Origin of the sequence: Rhizobium sp. N731 (assembly GCF_001664145.1) — a bacterium.
GTDB classification, from domain to species: domain Bacteria; phylum Pseudomonadota; class Alphaproteobacteria; order Rhizobiales; family Rhizobiaceae; genus Rhizobium; species Rhizobium esperanzae.
On the sequence record NZ_CP013601.1, the window covers coordinates 1,810,992 to 1,831,086 of the forward strand.

The following is a 20,095-nucleotide window of genomic DNA, read 5'->3' on the forward strand; positions in this document are numbered from 1 at the left end:
CGAAGGCGCGGGTGTGCCGCGCCTTCGTCGGGATTTGCCTGCCTATAGAACGAGCCTGAACTTCGAGAAGCCATCCGCTCCTTCGCCGGCCTCCTCGATCTTGACGCTCTTGACTGCGGCGAGGAACTGCTTTGCTTTCGGCCCGCTGTCGAAGGTAACGGTCGTGCCCGGCAGCGGCTTGAAGGTCCAGTTTGCATCGGCCGACGGATTGATCGTGCCCTGGTCGTGGACGTAGCGGACGATGACGTCGCGATTGGTATCAGGCGCCTGGAAGATCACCTTGTCCGCTGCGATCTCCGGGAAACTGCCGCCGCCGCCGGCGCGGTAATTGTTGGTGACGACGACGAACTTCTGAGTCGGATCGATCGGCTTGCCATCAAAGGCGAGGTTCTGGATGCGGTTGGCATCCGGATTGATGGCCTTGCCGGAGGAATCATATTTCGGCGGCTGCGACAGGTCGATCTGATAGGTCACGCCGTCGATGACGTCGAAATTGTAGGATGGGAAGTCGTTGTTGAGCAGCGGCGCGTCTTTCGAGCCGGCTTCGATGTGATTGAACATGCCGGCCGACATTTCGAGCCAGTTCTTCACCTGCGCGCCGGTGATGGCGACAGCCTGCACCGTGTTCGGATAGAGGTAGAGGTCGGCGACGTTCTTGATGGCGATATCGCCGGCCGGAACGTCGGTATAATATTCCGCGCCGCCGCGACCGCCGGCCTTGAAGGGAGCCGCAGCTGAAAGCACCGGCAGATCCTTGAATTCGGTGTCGGCGAGCATCTGCTTGATATACCAGGTCTGGGCCTGGCTGACGACCTGCACGGAAGGATCGTCGGCGACCAGCGCGAAATAGGAATAGAGCGGCGCGGAGGTCTTGCCGACGGGCGTGCGGACATAGGCGAGCGTCGCCTCATGCTCTGATTTAGCAGCCTCGATCACCTCTTTCTTGTCGGCGTAATCGGCGACTACTTTCTTCTTGTCGTCGCGATGATAGATCGGCCGGGCTTCCGAGGTGAAGTCGACGATCTTCCAGCTGTTGCCGTCCTTTTCGAGCAGCAGGTCGATAAGGCCCAGATGCGAGCCCCAGAAGCCTGCCATCACAGCCGGCTTGCCATGCAGTGTGCCCTTGACCGGGTCGGCATTGGCGACGCCGTCCCAGCTCTTCGGGCCGGGGAAGACGAGATGCTGGTGACCGGTGAAGATCGCGTCGATCCCCTCGACGGCGGCCAGATGCAGTGAGGCGTTTTCCATTTTTTCGGACGGCGCGCTGCCGTCGATGCCGGAATGGGAGAGTGCGATGACGATATCGGCGCCGGCCTCCTTCATCGCGGGGACCCAGGCCTTGGCGGCCTCGACGATATCTCGCGTCTGCGCCTTGCCCTCGAGGTTCTTGATATCCCAGAGCATGATCTGCGGCGGCACGAAGCCGATGAAGCCGATCTTGACCGGGCTTTCCTTGCCGGCGCCGTCCTTGATCTGCTTTTCGACAATGACGTAAGGCTTGAAGAAAAGGTCGTCCTGCTTCGGGTTCGAGGCGAGCTGGCCTTTGGTCAGGTTGGCGCAGACGAAGGGGAAGTTGGCGCCCGACAGCACCTTGAACATGAAGTCGAGGCCGTAATTGAACTCGTGATTCCCGAGCGTGCCGACAGTATAGCCGAGCGTGTTCATCGCCTTTATCACGGGATGGACGTCACCGTCCTTCATGCCGTGCTGATAGGCCATGTAGTCGCCCATCGGATTGCCCTGCAGCACGTCGCCATTGTCGATCAGCAGCGAGTTGACGGCTTCCGCACGGATATTGTCGATGATCGTCCCGGTGCGCGCCAGACCCATCGTGTCGTTCGGCTTGTCGGCATAATAGTCATAGGGGAAAACGTTGACGTGAATGTCCGTCGTTTCCATTAGCCGGAGATGCGCCTGGTTGGCGCTGGCACGCGCACTGAATGGGTGCAGCAGCACCAGGGCGGAGGTGGCGGCAAGGCCGCCAAGCAGGGAACGACGGCTCATCAGGCCGACATCGAAAATGGAAGACATGGAAGCTCTCCTTCAAAGATCATGCATCGTCCGGCCCCTCAGCATTAGGACGATTTGGCGAGGAGTACACTGCGAAAATGACAGGACGGAAACAATCCGTGGCAACGGCGAAATGGTTTAAAACGCAACTTATAGCGAGATCTTCCGACCGAATCCCTCGGGGAAGGGCGCGAGCAGGGTCGTCATTGGAAAGGGTCAAAGATTTCGGGCGCACCGCGCCCGGTGTGGTCGACAAAGCGCAGGCCTTTACGGCCGCGATGTGCCTCGGCGCAAAAGCGGTGCGGCCTTACGATTTCAGCGTTGACGTCGCCAAATGAGGCGGGCGGTCGCCGCTGGTCGCGGCTCTCAGCTGACGAACCGCCAGCACCGGCCGTATTTCCTTATGGAAAAAGCGGAAATAGGAGGCGACCTGTGCCCGCGCATTCGAATTCACATCGAACTGCACGCCGATGCGGCCATTGTGCTTCCAGCGGATGATGCCTTCGAGCAGTCCGATATTTTCGGCTTCGATGCGCACCTTGCTGCCGGAAGCGGCATGGAGCGGCGTCTTCGTCTCCAGGGCGGCGCCGGTCACCGACAGGTTGAGAATGCGGACATCCACTTGGCTGTTCAGATATTTGACGCTGCCGAAGACACGGCAGTTTTGCCGGTCGGCCTTTCTCGCCGTGATTTTCAAGTTGCGGGTCATACTGTCTCCCTCGGATACAGTCGGAGAGCATACCGCCCGAAAATTGAAATGGTTTTAGTGGCTTGGCTAAAATTGCAATGAAACTGTCGGTTGGCGCTACTGCATGTTGCCGAGATACGTGCAGCGATTCTGGAAAGCCAATGGTGTACCGCCGGCTAGCGCAGGTCGCCTGAATCAAATGCGGCGCCACGGGCGGCGGCCGTTCTGCGCGCCACCACATGTTCGCGCCAGACAGTGAAGATGCCGGCGGCGACCACGATCGCCGAGCCGACGATCGTATTGAGACTGAGCGTTTCGCCATAGATCGTCACGCCGATGATCGAAGCGTAGACGAGGGACAGATAGGTCAGCGGCTGAACGGCGGCCGCATCGAGACTATCATAGGCGCGGATCAGGAAATAGTGGCTGGAAATGCTGGTCACGCAGACCAGCGCCATCCAGCCCCAGTCGCCTGATGACATCCAGCTCCAGTAGAACGGCCCGATCAGCGTCATCGCGACGGCGCCGACGACACCGGTATAGAAGAAGCTGGTCGTCGAAGAATCGTCGCGGCTGACGAGCCGTGTGGCGATGACGTAGAAGGCGAAATTGAAGCAGGAAGCGACGGCGAGAAGCAGCTTCAGGTCGAAAAAATCACCTTCCGGTTTCAGGATCAGCAGCACTCCGAAAAGCCCGGCGCCGATTGCCGCCCATCGCCGCCATCCGACTCGCTCGCCGAGGATCGGCATTGCCAGCAGTGCGATCAGGATTGGCGTCGCGGAGAAGATCGCCTGTGAACGGGCAAGGCCGATCACGGCAAAACAGGTGATGGCCAGAACCACCTGAACCGCAAGCAGCAAGCCGCGCGCCACCTGCAAGGCGGGTCGTTTGGTGCGGGCCGTCGCCTTGAGACCGCCGCGCATCTTCGAAGCGAGAATGACTGTGAAAAGCCCGAAGGCCCAGTAGCGGATCATCGTCACGAAGATCGGCGGATAGGTGGATGCCAGGTGTTTGGAGATGGCGTCCTGCAACGAAAAGATGGTGAGCGCCAGCAGGGCGAAAATATAACCGTGGGTCTTCGATTTCATGACATGCCAATAAGCGGGAGATGCCCGCGCGCGCCGAAAGTCTGGTCAGGCATTCGGAAAATAAGCAAGGCCTCAAAGCCCCACATTCGGCCTGTCGATGATTTCTCTGAGCGCGAAACTCGAATTGATCTTGACCACATGGGGGAGGGCCGACAGCCAGTCGCGATGGATGCGCTCATAGTCTTCGAGGTCACGGGCGGCGACCCTAAGGATGTAGTCGTATTCGCCCGACATCAGGTAGCAGACGAGCACGTTGGGGCAGAGCTTCACCGCCGACTCGAACTCCGCCAGCGTCTTGGCGAACTGGCCTGAGAGTGAAATATGCACGATGGCGATCATCTTGTAGTCGAGCGCCTTGTGCGAAAGCCGCGCATGGTAGCCGTCGATGACGCCGCTTCTTTCAAGAATGTCGAGCCGGCGCGAACAGGCCGAAGGGGAAAGCCCGATCCTCTCGGCGAGCTCAGCATTGGTGATGCGGGCATCGGCCTGCAAAACCTTCAGAATCGCAAGATCGATGGTGTCGAGATCGGCCATTCGAAGAACCTTCGAAGATAACAGTTGAAGACGCAATAATCACCGAAAAACCGCGTCTGCGCAAACCGTCTTTGCAAGGACATTTCGCAGCCTTGGTGGTTGGATCGGTCGCAGAGGAGATCCGCGATCGCGGAGACAAAAGAGAGAGGAACGCGAAATGCGTGTCGGTTGCCCGAAGGAAATCAAAAATCATGAATATCGCGTCGGCCTAACGCCTGCTTCGGTGCGCGAATATGTGGCGCATGGCCACGAGGTCTGGGTCGAGACCAAGGCGGGCGCCGGCATCGGTGCCGATGATGCCGCCTATGCCGCGGCTGGCGCGAAGATCGCCGCCTCCGCCAAGGATATTTTCGAAAAGTGCGACATGGTCGTCAAGGTCAAGGAGCCGCAGCCCTCCGAATGGGCGCAGCTTCGCGATGGTCAGCTGCTCTACACCTATCTGCATCTGGCGCCCGATCCCGACCAGACCAAGGGTCTTCTCGCCTCCGGCGTCACCGCAATCGCCTATGAGACGGTGACCGACGAGCGCGGCGGCCTGCCGCTGCTGGCGCCGATGTCCGAAGTCGCCGGGCGCCTGTCTATTCAGGCCGGAGCGACAGCCTTGCAGAAGGCCAATGGCGGTCTCGGTGTCCTGCTCGGGGGCGTGCCCGGCGTGCTGCCGGCCAAGGTCGCAGTCATCGGCGGCGGCGTTGTCGGCCTGCATGCCGCCAGAATGGCCGCCGGACTCGGCGCCGATGTCAGCGTCCTCGACAAATCCCTGCCGCGCCTGCGTCAGCTCGACGACATCTTCGCTGGCCGTGTCCACACGCGTTATTCCAGCATCCAGGCATTGGAGGAGGAAGTCTTTTCGGCCGACCTCGTCATCGGCGCCGTGCTCATCCCCGGGGCGGCTGCCCCGAAGCTCGTCACGCGCGAAATGCTGTCCGGCATGAAAAGGGGCTCCGTTATCGTCGACGTCGCCATCGACCAGGGCGGTTGCTTCGAGACCTCCCATGCGACGACCCATTCCGATCCGACCTACGAAGTGGACGGCGTAGTGCATTACTGCGTCGCCAACATGCCGGGCGCTGTGCCCGTCACCTCGGCGCACGCGCTGAACAACGCCACGCTGGTCCATGGGCTGGCGCTCGCCGATCGCGGCCTGCGCGCCATTGCCGAAGACAAGCACCTGAGAAACGGCCTCAATGTGCATAAGGGCCGCATCACCAGCAAGCCGGTCGCCGAAGCCCTCGGCTACGAAGCCTTCGCGCCGGAGAGTGTACTGAACGTAGCGTAAGCTGCCTGACTCCGGGTTAGGTAAGGGCGCCGGTCTCCGCAAGGGCCGGCGTTCGTACCTTCTCGATCCGGCACTGGAAGCAGTTGTTGCGCGCCGAGCGCACATGCACGTAGGCAATCTCCGACCGGGCCAGCAATGTCTCGGCATAGGCCGGTATATTGGCGATCTCGGTCACCGCGCCGGTGCCGTAGACGATGCGGTCGTTCTCGCCATAGCCGCGGACGATGAAGTCCGGACTCGTCGTCAGCACCGGCGGCAGAATCTCTTCGGCGCTGTAACGCCGGCAAGGCTGCTTGTGCAGGAAAATCGGCCCGGTCTCGGCATAGGGCTGCAGTTCCGGGAAGGGCCGGTAGGCGAAAACCAGAAACTCGTCGCCCTCTTCGATATTCTGCAGGCAATGGCGGCAAGGATTGCCGTCACCGTCTGATGTCATTGTCTCGGGCAGGTTATCATAGGCGTCGCGGCCGCCGTTCCAGAGGACTCTGGCATCGGCAGTCGGCATGGCGGCAAAACGAATGGCGGTCATGGCAGATCTCCTTTGTGATCGCCATGAAACTGCGCCCGCACCGCCGTCCAAGCCACCCGTTTCTTGCGTGTTGCCACTTGGTCCGGCTCATCAACAATTGATGGGAGTTTGCACCTTTCCTCCTTCATTCCTGTGCTCGTCACAGGAATCCAGTGCGCCCAAGTCCTTGGGTGCGATAGACTCTTCCCTTGAAGTGTTGCTTCATTCACGGCGCAGACGCGCCGTGGCTGGATTCCTGTCACGGGCACAGGAATGAGAGAGGAGAGGTGGGGCATTCACTACATAGCCTGGGTACCTGAGATGGTCAGCACGCAAAGAGATGCACCAGAACAGCAACCCAAATCATCAGCCCTTCCGCGCGATCTCCAGCAGTTCCTTGTCGCTGAGCGGCCGGACGATGCCGGTGCCGGTCGAGACCGGGGAGAAGCCGTACATCTGATAGAGCTGCAACGCGCGCGGATGGTCGAGATTATTGGTGGTTGTGGTGACGCGCTTCGGATCGAGCGCCCAGATGGCATAGAGCGCCTGCAGCAGAAACCATTTGCCGATGCCGAGCCCGAGGGCATGTTCGATCAGGCCGAAATGGCTGAGTTCGATCGTCTCCTCGTCCTCGCAGAAATATTCGTAGAAGCCGGCCGGTGCGCCGTTCACGTAGAGGACGCTGATATTGTTGCGCTTGTCGTTCAGCATTTCTGCCAGTTGCTCGTCGCTCATCCGCAGCCGGTCCACCCATTGCCAGCGCGCGCCCACCTGTCGGTAGAGATAGCGGTAGAAGGGCAGCGGTATGCCAGGCGCACGCATGATCGCCGTCTGTATATTGACGGGCACCGGCATGCTGGCCTTCGGCGGCGCCGTCATTTCAAGACGGGTGATATGCGCTTTGAGCGAAGCGGGCGTCTTTCCCATGGCGGTCAGGCTTTGACCGGCGTCGGTGGACCGGTGACAACAGGCGTATCGTCACGGCTGCCCCATTCGCTCCATGAACCGTCATAAAGCTTGTTGTCGTGGTGGCCGAGGGATTCCAGCGCCAGCGTGATGATCGCGGCCGTGATGCCCGATCCGCAGGAGGTGACGACCGGCTTGGAGAGATCGATCCCGGCATCTTCGATCGTCTGCCTGAGTTCGGGCAGCGACTTGAACCGACCCTGGTTGGCGAAGACACCGGAGGGCAGGCTTCGGGCGCCGGGCATATGGCCGGAGCGCATGCCGGCACGCGGCTCGGGTTCGGTAGCGGCGAAGCGGCCGGCGCTGCGGGCATCGGCGATCTGCATCGCGCCGCTCGAGACAATGTCGCGCATGGTATCCAGCGTCACGACGCGGCTGTCGTCGAAGTCAGGCGTAAATGTCGCCGGGGCATAGTTGGGGGCCGCTGTTTCGAGCGGACGGCCCTCGGCCTTCCAGCCGTCGAGACCGCCGTCGAGGACGAAGACGTTCTTGGCCCCCATCACCCGGAACAGCCACCAGACGCGGGGCGAGGCAAACAGGCCGATACCGTCATAGACGACGATGCGATCGTTCTCGCTGATGCCGAGCTTGCCGACTTCGGCGGCGAAGTAATCGGGCGAGGGGATCGTGTGCGGCAGCGCCGTCGAGTGGTCGGCGATCTTGTCCTGATCGAAGCGGATGGCCCCGGGGATATGGCCGGCCGCATATTCGGCATCGGCGTCACGCTTCTGCGCCGGCAGGTAGAAGGAGGCGTCCAGCACGCGCAGGTCCGGCTTGCCGAGCTCGGCCTGCAGCCATTCGGCCGAAACGACGAAGCGGCTCTTGCTCTCAGTCATTATGGTCTCCCCTTGTCAGGCTTCTTCGCCGGGCGTGCCGAAGCGGATGCGGAAGCGCCGGTTCTCCTTGCCCTTCTTTTCAATCTTGGCGATATGGATCTGACCGACTTCCTGCGTCTCCGAGACATGTGTGCCGCCGCAGGGCTGGCTGTCAATCGAGGAGTTCTCGCCGATACAGACGAGGCTGACCCGACCGAGCCCCACCGGCGGGCGCACGTTCTTCGACTTGACGATATCAGGATTTGCCGCAAGCTCGTCGTCGGTGATCCATTGCAGATAGACCGGGTGGTTCTGGCCGACCAGTTCCATCAGCTTGGCCGTGACCTCGTCCTTGTCGATCGTCTCGCTCATGTCGAAGTCGACGCGGCTTTCTTCCTCGCCGACCGCCGCCCCGGTGATTGGATAGGAGCAGATGACCGACAGCAGGTGGCAGGCCGTGTGCATACGCATCAGCCGGTAGCGACGCGGCCAGTCGACATGCAGCACCAGCGTCTCGCCAACCTCCGGCCGCGGCTCGTTTTCGAGCGGCACGTGGATGATGACATCCTTGCCGGCGCCGTGTTTCGTCTGGCCGAGTGCTATCTTGGTGCCGTCGGCGCGTTCAAGCTGGCCGGTGTCACCGGGCTGGCCACCCGATGTGGCATAAAAGCAGGTCTGGTTGAGCTCGATGCCCCCGTCATCGTGAACGGCAGTGACGACCGCCTCGCACGTGGAGAGATAGAAGTCGTCGCGATAGAGGGCATTGACGCGCATGAGGTCTCACACGGGCTCGTAGGGAACGTCTATGTCGGACGAACCAATCATCCAGCCCGGAACGGGCAGTCCCTTCGACCGCAGAAAATCCGGATTGAAGAGCTTCGATTGGTAGCGGTTGCCGTAGTCGCAGAGGATTGTCACCACCGTGTGACCAGGCCCGAGATCCCGGGCGAGATTAACCGCGCCGGCAATGTTGATCGCGGTCGAGCCGCCGAGGCACAGCCCCTCGTTTTCGACGAGGTCGAAAAGATAAGGAAGAGCTTCGGCATCGGAAATTCGATAGGCATAATCGGGCGTGAAACCCTCGAGATTGGCAGTGATGCGACCTTGGCCGATGCCTTCGGTGATCGAGGATCCCTCGGATTTCAGTGCACCGTTCTGATAGAACTCATAGAGCGCGGCGCCGTCGGGATCGGCAATGCCGATCTTGACGTCCGGCTTGAAGGCCTTGAGGCCGGCCGCCACACCCGCCAGCGTGCCGCCGGAGCCGACGGAGCAGATAAAGCCGTCGATCTTGCCGGCGGTATCGTTCCAGATTTCCGGCGCCGTCGTTTCGATATGCGCCTGGCGGTTGGCGACATTGTCGAACTGGTTCGCCCAGATCGCTCCGTTCGGCTCGCTCTTCGCCATTTGCTCGGCAAGCCGCCCTGATACCTTCACGTAGTTGTTCGGGTTCTTGTAGGGAACGGCCGGCACTTCGACGAGTTCGGCGCCGAGCAGTTTCAACGCGTCCTTCTTTTCCTGGCTCTGCGTTTCCGGGATGACGATAACGGTGCGGTAGCCGAGCGCCTTGGCGACCAGCGTCAGCCCGATGCCGGTATTGCCGGCCGTGCCTTCGACGATGACGCCGCCGGGCCGAAGCAGCCCCTTCCGCTCCGCATCGCGGATGATGTAGAGCGCGGCACGGTCCTTGACCGACTGGCCGGGATTCAGGAACTCGGCCTTGCCGAGAATGGTGCAGCCGGTTGCCGCGGACGCGCCCTTGAGTTTGATCAGGGGCGTATTGCCGATTGCTTCGAGGACGGAGGGATGGAAGGTCATGGAATCTGCCTCTTTCGAACTCTTACTTTAGGAACGGTCTTTTCCCTTCACAAGGCTGTGTTGGCAAGAAATGCTATTCCATGCCCCTGGCGGTCACGATAAAATTTCGCTTTCCTTGCCCGATATGGCGCGCGACCGCGATCCCACCGTGCCGCGGTGATCCGAAGATTGACTTTCCCCGTACGGATGATGACAAAGCGACAACGGAACACGGGCAGTGGGGCGTGGCCGAAAACCGACATGATTCACGAGCAGATCGACACGATTGACGCATTGATGGCGCACTATGTCGCCGGCTCCCTGCCCGAGCTGGCTCGCGTGCTCATACGCTCCCATCTGGAAATAAAGCTGGACAATCGCAGCCTGGTGAACGCCCTAGAGCTGCTGGCCGGAGAGGCGCTGGAAAACACGCCGGAAGCCGCCATTGCCGACCGAAAGCAGCGCCTTGCGGCAATCTTCTCCTCCATTTCTCCCGATTCTGAGCCGCAGGCCGCCAGCAGACCCGAAACTGCTCTGTTCCCCCGGGCATTGCGCGCTCTTGTCGGCTTCGAGGTCGAGGACGTCCCCTGGCGCAGGCGGCTGCCCGGATTTAAGGAATATTCGCTCGACATGGACGGCTGCGAGGTCCGTCTGATGTGGATCCGCCCTGGTCGCGCTTTGCCGGCGCACACTCATAAAGGCGTGGAGCTGATCCTCGTTCTCGACGGGGCTTTCAACGATGCGCGCGGCCATTTCGGCCCCGGCGACATTTCGATTGCCGACGAAACTGTCGATCACCGGCCGGTTGCCGAGAAGGACAGGCCTTGCATTGCCTTCGCCATTTCGGACGGACCGATCCGGCTGACCGGGTCCTTTCGTCAGATGATCGGCGACCTGATCGGCTGAAAGCAGCCACAATGGTGTGATAGAGCCGTAAATCCGGGAGGCGCAAAGAACTTCCGGACCTGTTTTCGTGCTGGTCAGGCTGAGCCGGAGGAGCATGTCATGAGTAATTTCATCGCCCGCCCCGAACATGGAATCGTCTGGATCTCAGGCGCGAGCTCGGGTATCGGCCGGGCGCTTGCGCTGAAGCTTGCCGGCGAAGGATACAAGGTCGCCGTCACCGCCAGAAGCCACGAAAAGCTGGTCGAGCTGCAGGCCGAAGCCAGCGGTCTTTCCGGCAATATTATCGTCCTCGACGGTGACGTCACCGATGCCGAGGACATGGAACATGTCCTGGCCTCCATCGAATATGAGCATGGCACGCTCGCCATGGCGATCCTCAATGCCGGTATCTATCTGCCGGTTCATGCCGAAGACCTGAACCGCGCCGATTTCGAAAACAGCTTTGCCGTCAACCTTTCCGGCGTCGTCAACTGTCTGTTGCCGGCGATCCGCCATATGAAGGCGAAAGGGCAGGGACAGATCGCCATCGTCTCTTCCGTCACCGCCTATGGCGGCCTGCCGACGGGGGCTGCCTATGGCGCCACCAAGGCGGCGTTGATCAACATGGCCGAAAGCCTGAAATTCGATCTGGACAAGATGGGCATCCGCATTCAGCTCATCAGCCCGGGCTTCGTTGACACGCCGACGGTGGGCAAGAGCGCCTTTCCTATGCCGGCGGCGCTGGTGTCGTCCGAAGAGGCTGCCCGCCAGATTGCCGCCGGGCTGAAATCGCAGGCTTTCGAGATCGCTTTCCCCAGACGCTTCACCACGATGTTGAAGCTGGCGCGTCTGCTCCCCTATGGCGCTTATTTCCCACTGATGAACTATCTGACTGGCTGGCGGCAACGGCCGCCGCTGGATGGTCACCATCCGGTGATGCCGCACCCTGCGGAATGATCAAGGGCGCGGGAATGGCCGAAACGCGCGGATCAAAAGCCTCTGCGGAGGCAGTCTTTATCTGCCACGACATGAAAAGGCCGGCATAAACCGGCCTTTTCCGAAGTGGTGCGCTTTTGCGCGACATGTTTCAAAGCGGGCGATTGCCTGCTCAGTTGTCGTATTCGCGGCAGGCTTCGCTGATCGATGCGCCGCTCTCACCGCCGCGCGTATCGACACCGGTCCCCTGCTGCGGCATGCCGGCGCATTCCATCGCCTGCGGCGGTCGGATGCTCTGGGTCGTGGTCGGATCGACGGGTGCGACCTGGACAGGGTGCATGCCATTGTCGCTGTTGGTGTAATCGGACGAATAATTACCCGAACTTGGATCGGTCGAGCCGCCATTCGTCGGTCCGACAGGATCCGGATTCGACTGGGCAAAGGCTGACGATGCCATGCCGATCGCCAGCAGCGAAGCGGCAATAAGGGATTTGGTCATGAGGATATCCTCCTTTGATTTTCATCATGGATGACCTCTGAGTAACCACTTGCAGGAATCATTGTTCCGATCTTTTTGAAAAACCTGCACGTGCACTTTGCATGGTTGCGCGTAAATCTTAACGGCCGACGCGGCAGCCTGCCTCTAGTGGCATGGGGAAACGCTGGAAATCAGTAGTACAGGCCTATCTGCGCGCCGATCCGGTCACGGCGCCGAAGAACTGTGCCGTGACCGGATCGGCTTGCGCCTCTCCTGCGACTTGATCACCGCCTTGAGCACCACGGCTTTCTAAAGCATGCCGCGTCGCTGTCCTCCCCAGGCTTGCAAAACGCAGCGATTTGCCGTTTCATCGGCTCCAGCGACGACCATCCGACACTCCTCCTTAATGAGATACGCCCTTGTACCCGCCGATGCCCCACGGCTTCGAGAAGTCTTATGCCGCCTTCCTCTTCGATATGGACGGCACCATCCTCAATTCGATTCTCGCCGCCGAGCGTGTATGGAGCGACTGGGCCAGACGCCATGGGCTCGATGTCGCCGCCTTCTTGCCGAAGATGCACGGATCGCGCGGCATTGACACAATCACCCGGCTGAACCTGCCGGGCGTCAATCCCGAACACGAGGCAAGGCTGGTGACCGAGGCCGAAGTTGCCGATGTCGGCGATGTCGTTGCCATTCCAGGCGCAGCCGCCTTCCTGGCTTCGTTGCCGCCGGATCGCTGGGCGATCGTCACCTCTTCGCCCTTGCGTCTTGCCCGCCGCCGGCTGGAAGCGGCTGGCCTGCCTCTGCCGAGATTCATGGTGACGGCGGAGGACGTGACGGTCGGAAAGCCCGATCCGCAATGTTATATTCTCGGTGCCGAACGCCTCGGCGTCAGCACGCGGGATTGTCTGGTGTTTGAGGACGTCGCAGCCGGCATCAAGGCCGGCGAGGCGGCGGGCGCCGATGTCATGGTCGTTACGGCAACCCATCACCATAAAATTGAGACGCCGCATCCGACCATTTCTTCCTATGACGAGATCGCGGTCCGCATCTCAGCCGACCATAAAATGCTTGTCGTCCCGAGCGCAGCCTGACATCCGACGTCAGCATCGACGGTTGCGCATTCACTCCGCGGCTGCGGCGAGACAGCGATCGATGATCCTGCCGATCTCGCTGCGGCAGGAGCCGCAATTGGTTCCGGCACTCGTTTCCTTGCCGACCGCTTCGACGCTGTGGCATCCGCCGCGCACCGCGGCAGCGATCTGGTTGACCCCGACACTGAAGCAGGAGCAGACGGTGGCACCGGGATCCGGTCTGCCGGCCCCTGGACGGCCTGCGACCAGCGCAAAGCGCTTCCTCAGATCGCCGTGGACGGCAGAGAGTTGCGAGATTGCCCAGTTGCGTGCGACGGCAACCGGTTCGCCCGCAAGAAACAGCGCGGCAAGCAGGATCTCGCCATCGAAGAAGGCGAGCCTGAGATCGCCCGATTGCCGGTCGGCGTAACCCAGGGGTTCGATCTCGGCCGGAATGGCGAACACCCTCCGGCACCAGGCCGTCCAGTCTTCGACAGCCTCGGTGAAGGCAAGTTCCAGCCGCCAGCCGCCGGCAGCCTTCGCCACCGCCCAATAGGCCGCGTCGGGTTTGTCCGGTTTGATGGCCGAGACCGCGAAACCGTAATGGCTGGCGCGGAAGGGCCGAACGGCGACGGCAACGTTCTTCGACGCCGGCTGGCCGGAAAGAGGGTCGGTGATCGGCGCGACCACGGCGTCGATCCGCGCTTTTGCTGCGAACTGGTCGTTCCAGTGCATGGGTGCGAAAACACCGCCGCGCGCCTGGCGGTCGGTCACCAGCGCTCGCACGATCGCTTTGCCATGGGGGCTCTCGATCTCGACGAGGCCGGCGCTTGATATGCCGTTCTCGATCGCATCGCGCGGATGGATCTCGGCAAAGGGTTCGGCGATATGGGCGGAAAGCCGCGCGCTCTTCCCGGTTCTTGTCATCGTGTGCCACTGGTCGCGGATGCGGCCGGTGTTCAGGGTGAAGGGAAAATCGGCATTGGTGCGATCGGTTGCCGGTGGTTTGACCGCAACGAAGCGCGCCTTGCCATCGGGATGGAAGAAGCCGCCCTCGGCGAAGAAGCGGGTGACGCCGGGTACGACGCCTGCCGGCTGCGGCCATTGAAAGGGCGACAGCTCGTCGTAGGCGCCGCCGCTGATACCGGCGCGGGCGCCGATATCGAAATCGCGGCTGCCGTCATTTTCGAAGGCGGAAAGGGCGGCATGTTCCGCAAAGATCTCGACCGGCGCCTCGAAATCGAAGGCCTCTGCAAATCCCATGCGGCGGGCGACTTCCGCAAGCTGCCACCAATCGGCCTTTGCATCGCCGGGGACGTCAAGGAATGGCCGCTGCCGTGAGATGCGCCGCTCGGAATTGGTGACGGTGCCGTTTTTCTCGCCCCAGCCGAGCGAGGGCAAAAGCACGTGCGCGTGCCGAGTCGTATCGGTCTCTCTCAGAATGTCCGATACGACGACGAAGGGGCAGGCGGCGATGGCGCTTTCGACGTTGTCGGCATCCGGCATCGAAACGACCGGATTCGTGGCCATGACCCAGAGCGCCTTGATGCGCCCGTCTGCCACCGCGCGGAACATGTCGACCGCTTTCAACCCGGGCTTTGCGGCGATGATCGGCGAATTCCAAAAGCGCTGCACGCGGTCGCGGTCATCCGCATTCTCGATCGCCATATGGGCGGCAAGCATATTGGCGAGGCCGCCGACCTCACGCCCGCCCATGGCATTGGGCTGGCCGGTCAGCGAGAACGGCCCCATTCCGGCGCGGCCGATGCGGCCGGTCGCCAGGTGGCAATTGAGAATGGCATTGACCTTGTCGGTGCCGGAAGAGGATTGGTTGACGCCCTGGCTGTAGCAGGTGACGACTTTCTCAGTCGTCTCGAACAGGCGGAAGAACTCCCGGATCTGCATGACCGGCAGGCCGGTCCGTTCCAGGAGATCATTGATGTCAAGCTCGGCTGCTGCCGCGAAAGCGTCGCCGAAGCCTTCCGTATGGGCAGCGATATAATTCTGATCGATCGCCGGGCTCGTGGCGAGATGGGCAAGCAGCCCCATGAACAGCGCGATGTCGCCGTCCGGGCGAATTGCGAGGTGCAGGTCGGCGATATCGCACGTCATCGTCCGGCGCGGATCGATGACAACGATGCGCATGTTGGGTCGCGCCGCCTTTGCGGCGGCAAGCCGCTGGTAGATGACGGGATGACACCAGGCGAGGTTGGAGCCGGTCAGAACCACCAGATCGGCAAGCTCGATATCCTCATAGCTCCCGGGCACCGTATCGGCACCGAAGGCGCGGCGATGGCCGGCCACAGACGAGGACATGCAGAGCCTGGAATTGGTGTCGATATTGGCTGAGCCGACAAAACCCTTCATCAGCTTGTTGGCGATGTAATAATCTTCGGTCAGCAGTTGCCCCGAGACGTAGAAGGCAACCGAATCCGGCCCGTGTTCGGCGATCGTTTCGGAAAAGCGCCGGGCGACGAGATCGAGTGCCTCGTCCCAGCCGCTGCGCGCGCCTACGATTTCGGGATAAAGAAGCCGGCCGTCGAGATCGATGGTTTCGGCAAGCGCCGAACCCTTCGAGCAGAGCCGGCCGAAATTCGACGGATGCTCGGGATCTCCCTTGACGCTGACGGCGCCGGCCTCGTCGACGGTGGCGATGACGCCGCAGCCGACGCCGCAATAGGGGCAGGTGGTCTTGACCTCAGCCGCCATTATTCAGCCGCCATCAACAGGCTTTCCAGCGCGATGAAGAGGGCGCCGTCCTCGTTGCGGACGGGTATGGTCCGCACCTCGCCCTCATCGGCGCCGAGCGCCTTGCCGGTTTCCAAGGAGATCACCCAATTGTGCAGCGGGCAGGTGACGGCCTTGGCATGCACGATGCCCTGGGAGAGCGGGCCGCCCTTGTGCGGGCAGTGATCCTCGATGGCAAACACCTCGTTTTCGGCCGTACGGAAGACGGCGATCTTGCCCTGCGGCGTCTTTACGCAGCGCGCGCCCCGCAGCGGGATATCGGAGATGTCACCGATCGAATGCCAGTTTTCATTGGGCCAATTCATGTTCATCTCCTTATTCGGCTGCCTGCGGATAGCCGATCGTCGCCATCGGCTTGAATTCGTGCTTGTCCTTGCCGGAAACACGCTCCGACCAGGGATCGACCTGGGCAAATTTCTGGGAGAAGACGAAGCGGTCGTAATAGGCCTTGCGCTTTTCGGCATCGCCCATGATCTGGCGGCGGATTTCGTCCAGACCGACCCTCTTGGCCCATTTGTAGATGCGCTCGAGGTAGCGGGCCTGCTCGCGGTACATCTGCGTCAGCGCCACGATATGCTCCAGCGCCTCGTCCTCGGTCTTCACAAGACCGAGCACCTCGGTGCCCTTGATGTCGAGACCGGCTGCACCGGCGAAATGGATCTCGAAACCGGAATCCACGCAGATCACCCCGATATCCTTGCAGGTTGCTTCGGCGCAATTGCGCGGGCAACCGGAGACGGCCATCTTCAGCTTGGCCGGCGTCCACGAGCCCCACATGAATTTCTCGATGCGGATGCCGAGACCGGTTGAATCCTGGGTGCCGAAACGGCACCAGTCCGAGCCGACGCAGGTTTTCACCGTGCGCAGGCCCTTGGCATAGGCCTGGCCGGAGACGAAGCCGGCCTTGCCGAGATCGGCCCAGACGGCGGGCAGGTCTTCCTTCTCGATGCCGAGCAGGTCGATGCGCTGGCCGCCCGTCACCTTCACCATCGGGATCTCGAACTTGTCGACGACATCGGCGATGGCGCGCAGCTCGTTCGAATTGGTGACGCCGCCCCACATGCGCGGAACGACGGAATAGGTGCCGTCCTTCTGGATGTTGGCGTGGACGCGCTCATTGATGAAACGCGACTGGTAGTCGTCCGCATATTCGTCCGGCCAGTCACAGACGAGGTAATAGTTGAGCGCCGGCCGACACTTGGCGCAGCCGCAGGAGGTCTTCCATTCCAATTCCTGCATGACCGCGGGAATGCTCTTTAGACCCTTTGCCTTGATCAGGCGGCGAACGTCGTCATGGCCGAGTTCGGTGCAGGTGCACATCGGCTGAACGGCGGCCGGATTGTAGCCGTCGCCGAGCGTCAGCGCCATCAGCTGTTCGACGAGGCCGGTGCAGGAGCCGCACGAGGCGGAGGCCTTGGTATGGGCGCGCACGTCGTCGAGCGACGTCAGCCCTTTGCTCGTGATCGTCGAGGTGATCTTGCCCTTGCATACGCCGTTGCAGCCACAGATCTCCGCGTCATCCGGCAAGGCTGCAACGGCCGCCATAGGGTCCAGCGGCGACCCTCCCTGGTAGGCCTGACCGAAGATCAGCGTCTCGCGCATCTCCGAAATATCGGTCGCTTTTTTCTTCAGATCATTGAACCAGGCGCCGTCGGCGGTCTCGCCGTACAGCACCGTGCCGATGATCTTGTTGTCCTTCAGCACGAGGCGCTTGTAGACGCCGGCGCTGGCATCGCGCAGGACGATCTCCTCGCGGTCATCGCCGTCGGCGAAATCACCGAGCGAATAGAGTTCGATGCCGGTGACCTTCAGCTTGGTCGGCGTGTCCGCATGCACGAATGCAGGCGTGCGGTCGTCCGAGAGATGTGCCGCGGCAATGCGGGCCATCTCGTAAAGCGGCGCGACGAGGCCGTAGACCATGCCGCCCACCTCGGCGCATTCGCCGAGCGCAAAGATATCGCCGTCCGAGGTCTGCATGCCGGCATCGACGACGATGCCGCGATTGACCGCAAGGCCGGCGTCCTTCGCCAGGCCGACGCTCGGACGAATGCCGACGGCCATGACGACGAGGGTTGCCGGGATGATGCGGCCGTCGTCGAGCTCGATGCCCTCGACCTTGCCATTGCCGACAATCGCCTTGGTATTGGCCTTGCAGATGACCTTGATGCCGCGTTCCTCGACCGCCTTCTGCAGGAGATAACCGGCGGCGGGATCGAGCTGGCGCTCCATCAGCGTCGGCATGACGTGCAGGACGGTGACGTCCATGCCGCGCTGGGCAAGGCCGGCCGCCGCTTCGAGGCCGAGCAGGCCGCCGCCGATGACGACCGCCTTTTCGCGCGACTGGGCGGCAAGCAGCATGGCCTGCACGTCGTCGAGATCGCGATAGGTGATGACGCCGGGCAGATCCTTGCCGGGAACCGGGATGATGAAGGGCACGGAGCCGGTGGCGATCACCAGCTTGTCGTAGCTTTCGGTGACGCCGTGGTCGGAAGTGACCGTCTTGGCGGCGCGATCGATGTTGATGATCTTGTGGCCCTTGTAGAGCGTGATGCCGTGCTTGATGTACCAGCCGTCACCGTGAATGATGATCTGCTCGTAGTCCTTTTCTCCGGAGAGAACCGGCGACAGCATGATGCGGTCATAATTGACGCGCGGCTCGGCATTGAAGATCGTGACTTCATAGCGTCCGGGCGCCCGCTCGAAGAGGTGCTCCAGCATGCGCCCGGGCGCCATGCCATTGCCGATGATAACCAGTTTTTCAGTCATATTTACAGTCCTTGGATCAGGTTGCAGCCACGGGCGCAGGGTGCCCTTGGCGCGACAATTGCTTGACGGACAGGTGCATCCAGATGAGCGAGATCGCCACGATCGCGAAAAGCAGCAGGAAACAGCTGGACCAAAGGCCGGTCATATCCTTGAGGAGGCCAAAGGCGATCGGCAGAATGAAGCCGCCGAGCCCGCCCATCATACCGACGATGCCGCCCACGGCGCCGACGCTGTCGGGGTAATAGGCCGGAATGTGCTTGTAGACGGCGGCCTTGCCGAGGCTCATGAAGAAGCCGAGCACGAAGATGACGACGATGAAAATGACCGGAGTGATCGCTGTGGCCGGCAGCGAAAGGATGAGGGTGGCCACAGCCGACACGGCAAACATCGCGTACATGACGCTGCGCGCGCCTTTCTTGTCCGACAGTACGCCGCCGAAGGCGCGGAAGATACTGCCTGGGATGGAGTAGGCGGCCGCGATCATGCCGGCCGTTTCCAGGTTGAAGCCGTAGACGCCGACGAGATAGCGCGGCAGCCACAAGGACAGGGCGACGAAGCCGCCGAAGGCGAAGAAATAGTAGAGCGAGAATCGCCAGACCTGAACGTTCTGCAGCGGCGCGAATTCCTGGGCCAGGCTCTTGGAGGCGACGCCGCGTTCGCGGCGCAGACGGAAAGCCGGGTCATCGGTCGTGGTGAACCAGAAGACGATTGCCATCAGCGCCAGACAGACGGCCCAGATCTCGGCAACCGCCTGCCAGCCCCAGGCGAGCAGAACGAAGGGGGCCGCGAATTTGGTGACGGCCGCACCGACGTTACCGGCGCCGAAGATGCCGAGCGCCGTGCCCTGCTTCTCGGCCGGAAAGAAAGGCGAGACATAGGCGACGCCGACTGCGAAGGAGCCGCCGGCAAGGCCAACACCGAGGCCGGCGATCAGCATCTGAGTGTAGGTGTGGGCGTAGGAAAGCAGGAACGTCGCCACTGCCGCGGCAAGCATCGTCAGCGTGTAGACGAGACGACCGCCGTAACGCCCAGTCCAGATGCCAAGAACGATGCGCACGATCGAACCGGTGAGCACGGGCGTGCCGATCAGCAGGCCGAACTCGGCCTCGTTCAGCCCGAGTTCCTGTTTGATGCGGATGCCGATGATCGCGAAGATCGTCCACACCGCAAAACAGAGGGTGAAGGCCACAGTGGAGATCCACAGTGCTTTGGCTGGTTCGCCGGCTGACATGGGCTGCACTTTCTCAATGGCAGACATAGCTTCTCCGTGGCCCGACAAGGTCGTGCCGATCCATTGCTGGGGGTTAAAACAAAAAGCCGCTGGTCAGGACGCGCTTGCACGAGGCGCGCGAATATCCTGATCAGCGGCTTTGCTGGTGGCGCCCGCCGTTGGACGCCCAATCATTGGCCTTCCGGCCTTTCTACCTCAAAGCAATCCGAACACCGGGTTGCTGAATTTGATCGGCTACCGTTTGCTCTGCATGTCGCAACGTAGCCCGTGTCTTGATGAGCGCCTGCGTGTGCCCA

The 20,095-nt window shown here is 61.7% G+C and carries 18 protein-coding genes; 4 read left to right on the forward strand and 14 right to left on the reverse strand.

Going from position 1 to position 20,095, the window contains the following annotated elements:
* Positions 1 to 42 precede the first annotated feature (42 nt).
* From AMK02_RS08955 to AMK02_RS08970, 4 genes are all read right to left on the reverse strand, one after another.
* Complete coding sequence (locus AMK02_RS08955) at positions 43 to 2,031, reverse strand: bifunctional 2',3'-cyclic-nucleotide 2'-phosphodiesterase/3'-nucleotidase (protein ID WP_064802031.1); 1,989 nt, start codon at positions 2,029 to 2,031, stop codon at positions 43 to 45.
* 286 nt (positions 2,032 to 2,317) lie between these two features.
* Entirely contained in the window at positions 2,318 to 2,719 is a 402-nt protein-coding gene (locus AMK02_RS08960; protein WP_064802033.1) for a PilZ domain-containing protein, read from the reverse strand.
* A 155-nt stretch (positions 2,720 to 2,874) separates the two neighbouring features.
* Positions 2,875 to 3,786: a DMT family transporter gene (locus tag AMK02_RS08965; RefSeq protein ID WP_064802034.1), complete on the reverse strand. Its 912-nt coding sequence runs from the start codon at positions 3,784 to 3,786 to the stop codon at positions 2,875 to 2,877.
* 72 nt (positions 3,787 to 3,858) lie between these two features.
* Positions 3,859 to 4,320 carry an Lrp/AsnC family transcriptional regulator gene (locus AMK02_RS08970; protein WP_064802037.1) on the reverse strand — a complete coding sequence of 154 codons (462 nt, stop codon included), beginning with the start codon at positions 4,318 to 4,320 and terminating at the stop codon, positions 3,859 to 3,861.
* A gap of 157 nt (positions 4,321 to 4,477) precedes the next feature.
* Between AMK02_RS08970 and ald the strand changes: the two genes are divergently transcribed.
* A complete protein-coding gene (gene ald / locus AMK02_RS08975; protein WP_064802039.1) occupies positions 4,478 to 5,596 on the forward strand; it encodes an alanine dehydrogenase in 1,119 nt (372 codons plus the stop codon).
* A 16-nt stretch (positions 5,597 to 5,612) separates the two neighbouring features.
* Here the strand turns inward: ald and AMK02_RS08980 are convergent, their stop codons facing one another.
* The 5 genes from AMK02_RS08980 to AMK02_RS09000 all read right to left on the reverse strand — a co-directional run bounded on the left by AMK02_RS08980 (position 5,613) and on the right by AMK02_RS09000 (position 9,700).
* Positions 5,613 to 6,122, reverse strand: coding sequence for a DUF1203 domain-containing protein (locus AMK02_RS08980; RefSeq protein ID WP_064802040.1), 510 nt, complete (start codon positions 6,120 to 6,122; stop codon positions 5,613 to 5,615).
* Positions 6,123 to 6,467: 345 nt separating this feature from the next.
* Positions 6,468 to 7,028 (reverse strand): GNAT family N-acetyltransferase, encoded by a 561-nt coding sequence (locus tag AMK02_RS08985; RefSeq protein WP_064802042.1) that lies wholly within the window; start codon positions 7,026 to 7,028, stop codon positions 6,468 to 6,470.
* Positions 7,029 to 7,033: 5 nt separating this feature from the next.
* Positions 7,034 to 7,903: a 3-mercaptopyruvate sulfurtransferase gene (gene sseA, locus AMK02_RS08990; RefSeq protein ID WP_064802044.1), complete on the reverse strand. Its 870-nt coding sequence runs from the start codon at positions 7,901 to 7,903 to the stop codon at positions 7,034 to 7,036.
* Between the two features lie 15 nt (positions 7,904 to 7,918).
* Positions 7,919 to 8,656 (reverse strand): alanyl-tRNA editing protein, encoded by a 738-nt coding sequence (locus tag AMK02_RS08995; protein ID WP_064802046.1) that lies wholly within the window; start codon positions 8,654 to 8,656, stop codon positions 7,919 to 7,921.
* Positions 8,657 to 8,662: 6 nt separating this feature from the next.
* On the reverse strand, positions 8,663 to 9,700 hold the full coding sequence (locus AMK02_RS09000; RefSeq protein ID WP_011425067.1) for a cysteine synthase A: 1,038 nt from the start codon (positions 9,698 to 9,700) through the stop codon (positions 8,663 to 8,665).
* 240 nt (positions 9,701 to 9,940) lie between these two features.
* Here AMK02_RS09000 and AMK02_RS09005 point away from each other — a divergent pair, with 240 nt between their 5' ends.
* Both AMK02_RS09005 and AMK02_RS09010 read left to right on the forward strand, forming a co-directional pair.
* Positions 9,941 to 10,585: a ChrR family anti-sigma-E factor gene (locus AMK02_RS09005; protein WP_064802048.1), complete on the forward strand. Its 645-nt coding sequence runs from the start codon at positions 9,941 to 9,943 to the stop codon at positions 10,583 to 10,585.
* Between the two features lie 99 nt (positions 10,586 to 10,684).
* On the forward strand, positions 10,685 to 11,521 hold the full coding sequence (locus AMK02_RS09010) for an SDR family NAD(P)-dependent oxidoreductase (protein ID WP_064802050.1): 837 nt from the start codon (positions 10,685 to 10,687) through the stop codon (positions 11,519 to 11,521).
* Positions 11,522 to 11,672: 151 nt separating this feature from the next.
* Here AMK02_RS09010 and AMK02_RS09015 read toward each other — a convergent pair whose 3' ends face one another.
* On the reverse strand, positions 11,673 to 11,999 hold the full coding sequence (locus AMK02_RS09015) for a hypothetical protein (RefSeq protein WP_064802052.1): 327 nt from the start codon (positions 11,997 to 11,999) through the stop codon (positions 11,673 to 11,675).
* 410 nt (positions 12,000 to 12,409) lie between these two features.
* Here AMK02_RS09015 and AMK02_RS09020 point away from each other — a divergent pair, with 410 nt between their 5' ends.
* Positions 12,410 to 13,075 carry an HAD family hydrolase gene (locus tag AMK02_RS09020; protein ID WP_064802054.1) on the forward strand — a complete coding sequence of 222 codons (666 nt, stop codon included), beginning with the start codon at positions 12,410 to 12,412 and terminating at the stop codon, positions 13,073 to 13,075.
* A 30-nt stretch (positions 13,076 to 13,105) separates the two neighbouring features.
* On the opposite strand, the gene AMK02_RS09025 is transcribed toward AMK02_RS09020, so the two are convergent.
* The 4 genes from AMK02_RS09025 to AMK02_RS09040 are packed head-to-tail and all read right to left on the reverse strand — an operon-like array spanning position 13,106 to position 19,826.
* On the reverse strand, positions 13,106 to 15,763 hold the full coding sequence (locus AMK02_RS09025) for a nitrate reductase (RefSeq protein WP_064802056.1): 2,658 nt from the start codon (positions 15,761 to 15,763) through the stop codon (positions 13,106 to 13,108).
* Positions 15,763 to 16,107 carry a nitrite reductase small subunit NirD gene (nirD, locus tag AMK02_RS09030; RefSeq protein WP_064802059.1) on the reverse strand — a complete coding sequence of 115 codons (345 nt, stop codon included), beginning with the start codon at positions 16,105 to 16,107 and terminating at the stop codon, positions 15,763 to 15,765. The genes AMK02_RS09025 and nirD overlap by 1 nt, the downstream gene beginning before the upstream one ends.
* 10 nt (positions 16,108 to 16,117) lie before the next feature.
* Entirely contained in the window at positions 16,118 to 18,568 is a 2,451-nt protein-coding gene (gene nirB / locus AMK02_RS09035; RefSeq protein WP_064802061.1) for a nitrite reductase large subunit NirB, read from the reverse strand.
* A 16-nt stretch (positions 18,569 to 18,584) separates the two neighbouring features.
* The gene (locus tag AMK02_RS09040; protein WP_064802063.1) at positions 18,585 to 19,826 is read right to left on the reverse strand and encodes an MFS transporter; all 1,242 of its coding nucleotides are present in this window, start codon (positions 19,824 to 19,826) and stop codon (positions 18,585 to 18,587) included.
* Positions 19,827 to 20,095: the final 269 nt, after the last annotated feature.

Coding starts and splice junctions, on each gene's coding strand:
- AMK02_RS08955 (WP_064802031.1), bottom strand. CDS start 2,031: ATGTCTTCCATTTTCGATGTCGGCCTGATGAGCCGTCGTTCCCTGCTT.
- AMK02_RS08960 (WP_064802033.1), bottom strand. CDS start 2,719: ATGACCCGCAACTTGAAAATCACGGCGAGAAAGGCCGACCGGCAAAAC.
- AMK02_RS08965 (WP_064802034.1), bottom strand. CDS start 3,786: ATGAAATCGAAGACCCACGGTTATATTTTCGCCCTGCTGGCGCTCACC.
- AMK02_RS08970 (WP_064802037.1), bottom strand. CDS start 4,320: ATGGCCGATCTCGACACCATCGATCTTGCGATTCTGAAGGTTTTGCAG.
- ald (WP_064802039.1), top strand. CDS start 4,478: ATGCGTGTCGGTTGCCCGAAGGAAATCAAAAATCATGAATATCGCGTC.
- AMK02_RS08980 (WP_064802040.1), bottom strand. CDS start 6,122: ATGACCGCCATTCGTTTTGCCGCCATGCCGACTGCCGATGCCAGAGTC.
- AMK02_RS08985 (WP_064802042.1), bottom strand. CDS start 7,028: ATGGGAAAGACGCCCGCTTCGCTCAAAGCGCATATCACCCGTCTTGAA.
- sseA (WP_064802044.1), bottom strand. CDS start 7,903: ATGACTGAGAGCAAGAGCCGCTTCGTCGTTTCGGCCGAATGGCTGCAG.
- AMK02_RS08995 (WP_064802046.1), bottom strand. CDS start 8,656: ATGCGCGTCAATGCCCTCTATCGCGACGACTTCTATCTCTCCACGTGC.
- AMK02_RS09000 (WP_011425067.1), bottom strand. CDS start 9,700: ATGACCTTCCATCCCTCCGTCCTCGAAGCAATCGGCAATACGCCCCTG.
- AMK02_RS09005 (WP_064802048.1), top strand. CDS start 9,941: ATGATTCACGAGCAGATCGACACGATTGACGCATTGATGGCGCACTAT.
- AMK02_RS09010 (WP_064802050.1), top strand. CDS start 10,685: ATGAGTAATTTCATCGCCCGCCCCGAACATGGAATCGTCTGGATCTCA.
- AMK02_RS09015 (WP_064802052.1), bottom strand. CDS start 11,999: ATGACCAAATCCCTTATTGCCGCTTCGCTGCTGGCGATCGGCATGGCA.
- AMK02_RS09020 (WP_064802054.1), top strand. CDS start 12,410: ATGCCCCACGGCTTCGAGAAGTCTTATGCCGCCTTCCTCTTCGATATG.
- AMK02_RS09025 (WP_064802056.1), bottom strand. CDS start 15,763: ATGGCGGCTGAGGTCAAGACCACCTGCCCCTATTGCGGCGTCGGCTGC.
- nirD (WP_064802059.1), bottom strand. CDS start 16,107: ATGAATTGGCCCAATGAAAACTGGCATTCGATCGGTGACATCTCCGAT.
- nirB (WP_064802061.1), bottom strand. CDS start 18,568: ATGACTGAAAAACTGGTTATCATCGGCAATGGCATGGCGCCCGGGCGC.
- AMK02_RS09040 (WP_064802063.1), bottom strand. CDS start 19,826: ATGTCTGCCATTGAGAAAGTGCAGCCCATGTCAGCCGGCGAACCAGCC.